Raw genomic sequence first — 12295 nt, forward strand, 5'->3', positions numbered from 1 at the left:
GAATGAGTGCATTACTTGAATTGAGTAATATCGGTCGTAATTATCGAACAGGTGAACAACAGGTAAAGGTACTAAAAAATATTTCTTTGACCATAAACACAGGAGAAATGGTAGCAATTGTTGGCGTTTCAGGCTCTGGCAAATCAACTTTAATGAATATTCTTGGTTGCTTAGATAAACCAAGTTATGGTGAATACTATCTGGCTTGGCAAAATATAGCTGAGCTGGATGACGGGCAGCTTTCTGTTTTACGCCGCGAATACTGTGGCTTTATATTCCAATGTTATCATTTGTTGCCTTATTTGACTGCCGAACAGAATGTTGAAATTCTGGCTATTTATACCAGTACATGCCAGCAAGAGCGCCGTAAACGAGCAATTGGATTATTAGCGCGCCTTGGTTTGAGTGACCGAATTAAATATTATCCGACACAATTATCTGGCGGCCAACAGCAGAGGGTCAGTATTGCTCGGGCATTGATCAATGGTGGGCAAATTATTTTAGCTGATGAGCCAACGGGGGCGTTTGATAGCCATTCCGGTGATGAAGTTACTGCTATTCTTAAACAGCTATACCAAGAGGGATATACTGTTATTTTGGTTACCCATAATATGCAGATAGCAGCGCAGGCAGAGCGGATAATTGAAATTAAAAATAGCGAAATTATCCATCATTCTGTGCAACGCAAGCCAACAAAAATATTACCGCCGATTTTCTCTGCTAAAAAGCAGCAAATTTCAATGACGCAACGACTTAATCAGTTTAGAGAAGAGTTACTAATGGCATGGCGAGCGATATTAATTAACAAAATGCGCACATTACTCACTATGCTTGGCATCAATATTGGTATTGCCTCGGTCGTTAGTATTCTTGTTATTGGCAATGCGTCCAAAAGATCGGTATTAGCTGATATTCAGTCAATTGCAACAAATACTATTACGGTCTTTCCTGGTAAAGGATTTAGTGACGTCAGCCCAGAAGATAGACGGGCGCTGACCATAAACTATGTGGATGGGCTACAAAAGTAACCATATGTTTTTGCTATATCAGGTAAAATGAGTACTAATGTTCGCTTATGTTATGGCAATCGGAATTCAGCAGCAAGTGCATTTGGCGTTGGAGAGTCATATTTTGATGTTTATGCCATGTCAATGAGCGAAGGCATAATTTTCACCAGCGATATGGTTAAGCACCATGGACAGGTAATTGTTATTGATTAAAATACCAAGGATATGTTTTTTCCTAAACAGAAACAGGTTGTTGGTGAAATAATATTAGTCGGTAATATGCCTGTTACTATTGTTGGGCTGGCAGCTGAGCAGAAGTCAGTTTATGGCAATAGCAATATGCTACAGATCTGGATGCCTTATACTACGATGAGTAGTCGTCTGATGAATGGCTCTTATTTTGATAATCTTTATATTAGAATCAAACAGAGGTATAACTCGTTAGAAGCATAGCAACAATTGACACGATTATTAACGGTATTACATGGAAAAAAGGATATTTTTACCTACAACTTCGATACATTGATTAAAACGATAGAAAAAACGACCAATACGCTACAGTTATTTTTAACATTAGTCGCGGTTATTTCCTTGCTAGTCGGTGGTATCGGTGTGATGAATATCATGCTGGTTTCAGTAACCCCTAACGGACGAAAGAAATTGGTACTCGCATAGCAATCGGTGCTCGAAATAGCGATATTATGCAATAATTTTTGATAGAGGCAATTTTTATTTGTTTGTTTGGCGGTTTTTTAGGGATCTTGCTCTCTTATATCGTGGCGCTTATTGCTCGCTTACTATTACCAGATTGGCAGTTTGCTTTTAGCCTAATGCCACTGCTTTGCGCTTTAGTTTGCTCAACCATCATTGGCCTCATTTTTCGTTTTTTACCCGCCCGCAACGCGGCAAAGTTGAATCCAGTAGATGCTTTGGCAAGAGAATAAGTAATAAATATTTATATGCTCCCAAAAGAAGTTTGGGAGCAATAATTAAAATAGCAAATGATTAAAGGCAATGAAAACCAACCTATCCATTTTCTACAGGGATAATAAGGCTGGCATGGTTACCCTTAGGCCCTTTAGTTGAACTAAAATTGACCTTTTGTCCAGCTTTCAATGTACGGTACCCTTCCATCTGGATACTGGAATAGTGTGCGAAGATATCTTCGCCACCATTTTTGGGGTAGATGAAGCCAAAACCTTTAGCATTATTAAACCACTTAACTGTACCTGTCTCCATACATCATCCTTCATAATGGGGTTTTATCAAACAAGTGCCTGTGAACAGCTCATTTCATATTGCAGCGAACTAAAAATTGTTTGTTCATAAAATATACTGTATTAAAAAGATATATGGCGTCAAGTGTACTCTATTCGTAGAAACTGGTTCAGTTGCTAAAATTTGATTTAGATAACGCTATAGGTCACTGTTTTTTTATTACTTACTTTTTAAAGGATAATTGGTCACAAATAGGATCAAAGTGATAAATTAAGAATAATCAAAAAAAATGTATAATTAAAATATTTAACTGGATTTTTACATAATGAGTGAGTGTTAATCAGATTATTAGACGGATGTCAGGCTCAAGGAACAAGTGGAACATGCTTTATAACCACCTTCAATGTATAAGGTGATTTTGAATAATGATGATTTCACACCAATGGATTTTGTAATACAAGTGTTAAAAAAATACTTTTCTTTTGATGAAGAGCAAGCCACACAAATTATGTTGGATGTTCATTTTCACAGGAAAGGGATCTGTGGGGTTTATACTGTTGAGGTTGCAGAAACAAAGGCCGCGAAAGTTAATATTTATGCAAGAGAACATGAATATCCATTACTTTGCACGATAGAAGAAGTCTGATTAGACTAATTTATAGGGAGGTGATTATGCTTAACCAAGAACTTGAACTTAGTCTTAATGTAGCTTTTGCCAAGGCAAGAGATAGCAGGCATGAATTTATGACGGTTGAGCATCTATTGCTGGCGTTACTCAGTAATACATCGGCCAGGGAAGCCTTAGAAGCTTGCAAAGTTGGCCTTGTAGTATTGCGACAGGAATTGGAGCATTTTATTTCACAAACAACACCATTATTGCCTGAGGATGATAGTCGGGATACTCAACCTACGTTAAGTTTTCAGCGAGTATTGCAGCGTGCCGTGTTTCATGTGTAGTCATCTGGGCGTAATGAAGTTACTGGTGCTAATGTGCTGGTTGCTATATTTAGCGAACAAGAGTCTCAAGCTGCCTATTTATTGCGTAAACATGATGTAAGTCGGCTTGATGTTGTTAATTTTATTTCTCATGGCATGGTCAAAGGTAGTGAGGCTGATAATAGCTATTCCGATTCTATTAATATTGCTTATCAGAATGAAGAAGCTATTAGCGTTGAAGAACGTATGGATAGCTTTACTACCAACCTTAACCAATTATCAAAAGCCGGCAAAGTTGATCCTTTAATTGGGCGTCAGCTGGAACTGGAGAGAACGATCCAGGTTCTTTGTCGGCGGCGAAAGAATAATCCGCTATTAGTGGGTGAATCTGTGGTAGGTAAAACAGCGATTGCGGAAGGGCTAGCATGGCGTATCATACAAAATGATATCCCGGAAGTAATGAAAGATTGCACTATTTATGCCCTGGATATCGGTTCACTACTAGCGGGTACTAAGTATCGTGGTGATTTCGAAAAGCGCTTCAAAGCATTATTAAATGTGTTAAAAAAAGATGAAAAAAGTATTCTTTTTATTGATGAAATCCATACGATTATTGGTGCTGGTGCGGCATCTGGCGGACAAGTTGATGCGGCTAATCTGATTAAGCCATTACTATCGAGTGGCCTGATCCGGGTGATCGGTTCAACTACCTACCAAGAATTTAGTCATATATTTGAGAAAGATCGTGCGCTTGCAAGACGATTCCAAAAAATTGATATCGTCGAACCTTCTGATGACGAAACGGTACAGATTATTAATGGATTACGAGCTAAGTATGAAGCTCATCATAATGTTCGTTATAGTCCTAAAGCGATTAAAGCTGCGGTTGATTTATCAGTAAAATATATCACAGATCGCCATTTACCAGATAAAGCAATTGATGTTATTGATGAAGCGGGTGCAAGAACGCGTTTGATGCCACAAAACCGACGTAAAAAAATAATTGGGGTACAGGAGATAGAATCAGTTGTTTCCCTCATTGCCCGTATTCCTGAAAAAACAATTTCTTCTAGCGATAAAGAGCGATTGAAAAATTTAGATAATAGATTGAAATTACTGGTATTTGGCCAAGAGCAAGCTATTCAAACCCTCAGCGAAGCGATTAAAATGAATCGAGCAGGGTTAGGTAGTGACCATAGACCTATTGGTGCATTTTTATTTGCTGGGCCAATAGGTGTCGGTAAGACAGAAGTCACTGTGCAACTGGCAAAGGCATTAGATATTAAATTATTGCGTTTTGACATGTCAGAATATATGGAACATCATACAGTTAGTCGGCTAATTGGTGCCCCACCAGGATATGTAGGTTTTGATCAAGGTGGTTTATTGACAGATGCGGTTATAAAACATCCTTATTCGGTCGTTTTATTAGATGAAATAGAAAAGGCGCATTCTGATGTATTTAATCTTTTATTACAAGTGATGGATAATGGTACTTTAACCGATAATAATGGCCGTAAGGCTGATTTTCGTAATGTTGTCTTGGTGATGACTACTAATGCGGGTGTGCAAGAAACACAACGTAAATCGATTGGTTTTACTGAGCAGGATAATAGTACCGATGCATTATCAGAGATAAAACGAATTTTCGCGCCTGAGTTTCGTAATCGATTGGATGGTATAATTTGGTTTAATGGTTTAACACCAGAAGTTATTGCTCAAGTTATTGCTCAAGTTATTGATAAGTTTATTGTTGAGTTACAAGCGCAACTTGATGAAAAAGGTGTGTCAATTGAAATCAGTAATGCGGCACGTCAATGGCTTTGTGCTAAAGGCTATGATAAGGCGATGGGAGCCAGGCCGATGGCAAGAGTGATCCAGGATAATCTAAAGAAACCTTTAGCTAATGAACTTTTGTTTGGGCAGTTGAGTCACGGTGGTGCTGTTAAGATCGATCTGAATAAGAAGACGCAAAAATTAACTTATCATTTTGAAGGTATGCACAAAACTAAACCAGAGAATGCAATAATTTAATTACAGATGGTTTATAACCATAGATGATATTCCAATCGTCTATGGCAAGCGCCTGAGAGAAGAGGCGATCAACGGCTACGAAAGATGATTCTGCCTTTACTCAGATCATAAGGTGTTAACTCGACAGTCACTTTGTCGCCCATCAGAATACGGATATAATTTTTACGCATTTTGCCAGAAATATGCGCAGTAACTACGTGTCCATTTTCTAGTTCAACACGGAACATGGTATTGGGCAGAGTATCTAGTACTGTACCTTGCATTTCAATATTGTCTTCTTTGGCCATCTAATCCTCTGAGTTAATCACCAAGTTTTTTACGGGCAAGATAATGCCGAAAAACCCTCCTTATGTAAAGGAGTGTAGAGTTTAAAGTCACTTTTTCTTTTTATCAAGATACGAAAATTACAGCATTAAAGCTTAATAGTACAAAAATATACAACAAGTATATGGTTTGAACAACGCGAACGATAAAAAAATAAAATATAATAATATCATTGCCAACCATCTAACTTAGTTTGCAATAGAATGAATGGTTCTGCCACTTATATCTTCAAATTAATGCTAAATCAGCTATGCTATCTGTTGCCTTTGTTTAAGTAGAAAAATATTTTTTAGTTAATCATTCAAAATGATTAATTTCTGCTGTACTGGGTAAAATTATGGTTTGTTTTAGCCAACATGCTTTATCGATAGGTTGATCGCGATATTGATAGAGATAATTTAAAAATTGTACCCGAGGGATCTCTCTTTCACACCTAAAGAGGTGGTATATGCATTAATTATTTGACAATCAAACAGTTTTACACCGAAACGCAGGAAATGGTAATAAAAAGCAATAAGTGCATATTTAGAACCGTCAGTAACATGGCTAAACATCGATTCACCACAAAAAATTTTACCAATATTGATGCCATATGGTCCACCAATTAATTTTGTATTGTGCCAAACTTCAACGGAATGAGCAACGCCCAGCTGATGCAAAGCAGTATAGGTTTCTATTATTTGGTGGGTGATCTAGGTTCCTTCTTGCCGTTGTGCGCAGGCGGCAATAACCTGTTCAAAGTCATGATTTAGCGTAATGGCATAAGCGGTTTTTCTCATTCTTTTTTTAGTTGTTCGGTTAATGTGTATTTCTGCTGGCAAGAGAATTGCACGTGGATCTGGCGACCACCATAATGGGATTTCCGTTGGATTAAACCAAGGGAAAATCCCTTCATAATAGGCAGATTGTAATCTACCAACAGCCATATCACCGCCGATGGCTAGTAAACCATTGGGTTCATGTAGAGCATATTCGGGCGCTGGAAAGATATAGGATCCATCATCAAGCTGAAACATATAACCGTCCTATTAACTAATTTTGTAATTATGTTAGTACTATTTGAGCTTGATAATATTGAAAATAGCGTCCTTTCAGTTGTAATAGTTCTTCATGGGTCGCTTGCTCAATAATTTTTCCATCATCCATAACATATATTTGATCCATTTTTTCCAGACCCTGTAAGCGATGGGTAATAACTAACAAAGTTTTGTTGTGGCAGTGTTGTTGCAATTGAATTAGTATCTGTTTTTCAGTTTTTGCATCTAATCCTTCAGTCGGCTCATCTAATAAAATTATTGGCGCATCATAAAGTAGGGCTCTTGCGATACCTAATCGCCGTTGTTCGCCACCTGAAAGTTGTCGGCCACCTTCACCGATCCAACTATCTAGCCCTTGATTTTTAATCATGCTGTCTAAACCGACTTGTTTTATTACTTTTGTCAGTAAGGTATCACTTGCATCATCTTTCGCTATTAGCAGATTATTACGTAAAGTATCACTAAAAATATGTGTTCGCTGTGGAACTACCGCCATTAATTTACGTAATGTTTTCTCATTATAGTGATTAATTAGGTGGCCATTTATCAAGATCTGGCCTGAGCTGACATCCCATGCACGGGTTAATAATTGTAACAGCGTAGATTTACCACAACCAGTTTTACCTAGTAGCGCAACATGTTCACCTGCATTGAGTGTTAAAGAGATATTTTTTAATGTGGGTTGCGGTTGTTGAGGATAACTGAAGTGTACTTTTTGCAATTTGATGTCAACCTGATTATTCGTCGTTATATCTGAAGCGGGAAATGTCACGGCCGGCTTCTGATTAATTAACTCCATTAAGCAATTTGCTGAAGTAACCACTTGCCCTAAATATTGAAATGCAACCGCCACCGGCCCAAGAACTTCAAATGCAGCTAAGGTACAAAAGACGAACAGAGCAATAAGCGCACCGGGCTTATGCTGTTCACCAACACCAGTTGCTGCCATCCACATTATTAGGGTTGCGGTAAGGCCGGAGATAAAAATCATAATAGATTGTGATAGCGCGGTTAAGTTAGATTGCTGTTGTTGGCGTTTTAGCCAATTGGTTTCTAGATCGGTCAATACTTGCCGAAAACGAGGTAATGCCCCAAAAACAGTTAGTTCCGCTTTTGCCTGAATAATATTGATTAAACAAGCGCGATATTGGCTGCGAAATATAGTGAGATCGTGTCCAATAGATTTTCCCGCCTGATAAAAAAACCAGGGTAAGGTAATCAGCAAACACAGTATAATTGTGCCCAGTGTAAGGGCAAGAAATAAGTCTAATGTGCTTAATGCCAAAGTGAGTAAAATAGTAATAACCAAAGCAGCAAAAATGGGAGAAAGCACCCGTAGATACAAGTGATCAAGGCTTTCAACATCAGCTACCAGACGATTAAGGATATCTCCTTGGCGATAGTGTGAGATAGCGCCAGGTGAAAGCGGGAATAGTTTTTGAAATGTAAATACCCTTAAATGTGCTAAGACACGAAAAGTTGTATCGTGGTTAACTAACCGTTCGGCGTAACGACTTGCAGTACGGATAATTGCTGAGCCACGAACGCTTGCTGCTGGTAGCATATAATTAAAGGTATACAGTCCAGCAGCGCCTGCAAGTGCCGTTCCGGCTAAAAACCAACCTGATAGAGTCAGTAGACTAATACTCGCCAGTACCGCAACAATGGTTAATATAATGCCAAGATTAGGTAGTAAGCAATGACGACGATATAGCGCAAGAAAAGGGAGTAGTACACGCATATTATATCTCCTCCGCGCGATAAGTTAGCAGGCGGCTAAAAGCTCCTTTAGTCTGGCTTAGCTAGCTCCTGTGTGCCTTGTTCAATAATTAAACCATTTTCCATCACCCATATTTGATCGTATGCGGCAGCTTCTGCTAATAAATGTGTAACCAGCAAGGTTGTTTGTTTAGTAGAGGCCGTATTAAGTGCTGTCATCACACGTTGCTCACTTTGCATATCAAGACTTGCCGTAGGCTCATCCAATAAAAGCAAATGACAGGGGTTTAATAACGCGCGAGCAACAGCAATTCGTTGTGCTTGTCCAACGGATAAGTGAGCGCCATTTTCGCCAATTTGGGTATCAACTCCCGCTGGTAGATGATTAATAAACTCGGTTACATAAGCATTTTCCATTGCAATATTAACTGCGTCTGCGGAAGCTTCGGCTGAATAGAGACGTATATTGTCAATGATGGTTTGTGCGGGTAAATGGGGATTTTGGCCAACCCAGCTAAGTTGTTTGCGCCAATCAGTCATATCGAGATCCCTAAGTTCGATTCCATTAACCGTTAGCGATCCACAATAGGGTAGAAAACCCAGTAATGCATTTAGTAATGAACTTTTGCCAGCTCCACTTTGGCCGACTAACGCGATGCATTGGTTTGGCAATAGGGTAAAATTTAACGGGCCAGCTAGGCGTACATTGTCATGAGAAAAAATTTCTAGTTGCTGTGCTGTAATAGTTAATGGTTGAGCCGGCGTCATTAGCTGATTGTTTTGCGATAGTGGTGTTGGTTGTTCTATGCTGGTTAATAATGTAAATAGAGATTCTGCTGCGCCTACTGCTTGTGCTTTAGCATGGTAATAAGTGCCTAAATCACGTAGTGGCTGAAAAAATTCCGGGGCTAGTATCAAAGCCAAAAAGCCAGCAAAAAGGGTAACCGGTATGCCATAATTACCAAAATGCAATTCGCCTAAATAAGAAAAACCAAAATAAACCGCGACAATGGCGATGGAGATTGACGCGAAAAATTCTAACACTGCCGAAGAGAGAAATGCCATCCGTAATACTTCCATCGTTCTTTTACGAAACTCTTCGGTTGCTTGTTCAATATCTTTTATTTCTTTGTTGGCACGGAAAAAAAGTCGTAAGGTATCCAGTCCACATAAACGATCGAGAAATCTACCGCTTAATCGGGCTAAAGCAACAAAATTTCGCCGATTAACATCAGCGGCGCCCATCCCAACTAATATCATAAATAAGGGGATTAAAGGTGCGGTGATAAATAAAATTAAGCCAGCAACCCAGTTAAGCGGGAAAATTGCAATCAGAATAATAATCGGGATCATAGCGGCTAAATACATTTGAGGTAAATAGCGGGCGTAATAATCCTGTATGTCCTCAATTTGTTCTAAGATGATAGTAGCCCAACTACCAGCAGGTTTATTTTTAACCCAAATAGGTCCTAATTGGTTAAGTTTATTTAGTACCATGCTACGGATCTGTTGGCGAACAATTTTGCCACAAACAAATCCAACACTTTCTCTTATAAAATTAATTATTGCTCTTGCAATAAATACACAAATGAGTAATGAAAATTGAACAAATAGTTGTTCTCTAGGTACATTGTCTATAATTAATGCTTGTAAAATGGTGGCTAAAAGCCAGGCTTGGGTAACGATAAGTAGGCCACTAATAATTCCCAGTAACATGGATAAGCGTAGCCAGTGTTTTGCTGGTGCTGATTGTTGTTTCAACCATTTGACCAGTTCAGTTTGTTTTTGTTTATCCATAGTGATGATTTTTATATACCGGCGTTAAGTTAATTATTACAACGGGTTGATGTTAATTTTATCTAATATCAACTTTATAGGTATGTTACAGCTAAAAAGGCGCTATTTCGACAGCGCCTGATAAAGAACTTTATTAACTTATTATAATTTGTAACATTTATTTTCGGTATAATGCATCTAAATAACGTTCGGCGTCAAGGGCGGCCATACAACCAGTACCTGCTGAGGTAATCGCTTGACGATAGATATGATCCATAATATCACCGGCAGCGAAAACACCTTCAACTGAGGTTTGGGTCGCATTGCCTTTAGTCCCAGATTGTACTTGAATATAGCCATTTTCTAACACTAACTGATCGGCAAAGATACTTGTATTGGGCGTATGGCCAATAGCGATAAATACGCCAGTCACGGAAAGCATCTCTATGTTGTCATTTTGGGTTGAACGTAAATTGATTCCAGTGACACCACTATTGTCACCTAATACTTCATCGAGAGTAAAATTGGCATGTAATACAATATTGCCAGTTTTTACTTTTTCCATCATCCGCTGAATAAGGATTTTTTCGGCTCGAAATGTTTCACGTCGATGAATAACATGGACTTCTGAAGCGATATTTGATAGGTAAAGCGCTTCTTCAATAGCGGTATTTCCACCCCCCACAACAGCAACTTTTTGTTTGCGATAGAAAAAACCATCGCAGGTGGCACAGGCTGAAACACCACGACCTTTAAAGGCTTCTTCAGAAGGTAAACCCAGATAGCGAGCTGAGGCGCCGGTAGCGATAATAAGTGCATCGCAGCTATATATTCCGTTATCGCCAGTCAGTTGGAACGGCCGTTGTCGCAGATCAACCTTCTGAATGTGATCATTAATAATGTTTTCTTCTGCCGTAAATTTTTTAGTATGTTGTAGCATCCGTTCCATCAATACCGGCCCCATTAACTCGGAATGATCCCCAGGCCAATTTTCAACTTCGGTGGTTGTGGTTAATTGTCCGCCTGGTTGAACGCCGGTGATTAATACTGGACCTAAGTTTGCTCTGGCGGCATAAATAGCCGCTGTATAGCCAGCTGGGCCAGATCCTAGAATAACAACTTTACTATGATTGGTGGTATTCATAGATGTTCCATTTTTTAAGAATATTTATTCAATGTGGCGATTGTAAGAGATTAGAAAAATTAAAAAAAGTAAATTGAATTAAAAGATGATAAGGAATAGTCATTTTTATTAGCTTGTCTTTAACATTTTATTAAGGCATCAAGTCATGAAAAAAGATTATTTTTCGTGAAATAACGTTTTAAATTAAGAATTTTCCTTATGTCTTATTGACAATTAATTAATAAGACATTTGTTTCCATATGATGTTCTGATTTTTATTCATAATCTTTGACAATCGGTTGTGTATTTGAGAAAACATCTTGTAGGATTAATTACCTCATTTTATTAATTGAAATTGAACATCATTTAAACAAATAGATAAATATCCTACTTTTCATTATCAAATTGAAAACTAACCAGATGATTTATCTACAAGATGAATTATACTACTAAATACTAATGGTCAGGCGGAGTTTAACCTTATTGCATCTTTTCCAATTCAATCATAAGAAAAGAAAATAGGGAATGTAATGGGTATAAAAAATAGATAAAAGAGAGATAACGAAATGATTGATAACAAAAAGCGTCCAGGAAAAGATCTTGATCGTATAGATAGGAACATACTGAATGAATTACAAAAGGATGGTCGTATTTCTAATGTAGAGCTTTCTAAGAGAGTAGGGTTATCACCAACACCTTGTTTGGAACGCGTGCGCCGGTTGGAACGTCAAGGTTTTATTTCAGCTTATACTGCTTTATTAAATCCACACTATCTAGATGCATCTTTATTGGTTTTTGTTGAGATTACCTTGAACCGTGGTGCTACGGATATTTTTGAACAGTTTAATGCCGCTGTGCAAAAACTGGAGGAAATTCAGGAATGTCATTTAGTCTCTGGGGATTTTGATTATTTACTTAAAACACGGGTTCCTGATATGTCTGCTTATCGTAAATTGTTAGGAGAGACTGTACTTCGTCTTCCAGGTGTTAATGACACCCGCACATATGTAGTAATGGAAGAGGTAAAACAGAGTAATCGTTTGGTCATTAAGACACGCTAATCAAATAGATGCAAAACTGGAAAAAGTTAGGTACACTCCTGTTTATGCGTATAGTTTCAA

Annotated in this window: 5 protein-coding genes and 5 pseudogenes; 4 read left to right on the forward strand and 6 right to left on the reverse strand. The window is 38.2% G+C overall.

The window, feature by feature from the left end; all coding sequences use genetic code 11:
• The first annotated feature begins 2 nt into the window (after positions 1-2).
• Positions 3-1951 (forward strand): annotated as a pseudogene (macB, locus tag ARADI_RS00985) (macrolide ABC transporter ATP-binding protein/permease MacB).
• Positions 1952-2033: 82 nt separating this feature from the next.
• On the opposite strand, the gene cspD reads toward macB, so the two are convergent.
• Positions 2034-2246: a cold shock domain-containing protein CspD gene (cspD, locus tag ARADI_RS00990; protein WP_119710871.1), complete on the reverse strand. Its 213-nt coding sequence runs from the start codon at positions 2244-2246 to the stop codon at positions 2034-2036.
• 355 nt (positions 2247-2601) lie between these two features.
• On the opposite strand from cspD, the pseudogene clpS reads away from it, so the two are divergent.
• Both clpS and clpA read left to right on the forward strand, forming a co-directional pair.
• Positions 2602-2871 (forward strand): annotated as a pseudogene (gene clpS / locus ARADI_RS00995) (ATP-dependent Clp protease adapter ClpS).
• A gap of 26 nt (positions 2872-2897) precedes the next feature.
• A pseudogene (gene clpA / locus ARADI_RS01000) lies at positions 2898-5195 on the forward strand (ATP-dependent Clp protease ATP-binding subunit ClpA).
• A gap of 68 nt (positions 5196-5263) precedes the next feature.
• Here the strand turns inward: clpA and infA are convergent.
• The 5 genes and pseudogenes from infA to trxB all read right to left on the reverse strand — a co-directional run bounded on the left by infA (position 5264) and on the right by trxB (position 11195).
• Positions 5264-5482, reverse strand: a complete 219-nt coding sequence (gene infA, locus ARADI_RS01005; protein WP_119710873.1) for a translation initiation factor IF-1 — start codon at positions 5480-5482, stop codon at positions 5264-5266.
• Positions 5483-5816: 334 nt separating this feature from the next.
• Positions 5817-6535: pseudogene (aat, locus tag ARADI_RS01010) on the reverse strand (leucyl/phenylalanyl-tRNA--protein transferase).
• A gap of 28 nt (positions 6536-6563) precedes the next feature.
• On the reverse strand, positions 6564-8297 hold the full coding sequence (gene cydC / locus ARADI_RS01015) for a heme ABC transporter ATP-binding protein/permease CydC (RefSeq protein ID WP_119710874.1): 1734 nt from the start codon (positions 8295-8297) through the stop codon (positions 6564-6566).
• Between the two features lies 1 nt (position 8298).
• Positions 8299-10072, reverse strand: a pseudogene (cydD, locus tag ARADI_RS01020) (heme ABC transporter permease/ATP-binding protein CydD).
• Positions 10073-10229: 157 nt separating this feature from the next.
• Positions 10230-11195: a thioredoxin-disulfide reductase gene (gene trxB, locus ARADI_RS01025; RefSeq protein WP_119710875.1), complete on the reverse strand. Its 966-nt coding sequence runs from the start codon at positions 11193-11195 to the stop codon at positions 10230-10232.
• A 545-nt stretch (positions 11196-11740) separates the two neighbouring features.
• Here trxB and lrp point away from each other — a divergent pair.
• Entirely contained in the window at positions 11741-12235 is a 495-nt protein-coding gene (lrp, locus tag ARADI_RS01030; RefSeq protein ID WP_119710876.1) for a leucine-responsive transcriptional regulator Lrp, read from the forward strand.
• The last annotated feature ends 60 nt before the right edge of the window (positions 12236-12295 follow it).

This window comes from Arsenophonus endosymbiont of Aleurodicus floccissimus (assembly GCF_900343025.1).
In the GTDB taxonomy this organism is placed as follows: Bacteria; Pseudomonadota; Gammaproteobacteria; order Enterobacterales; family Enterobacteriaceae; genus Arsenophonus.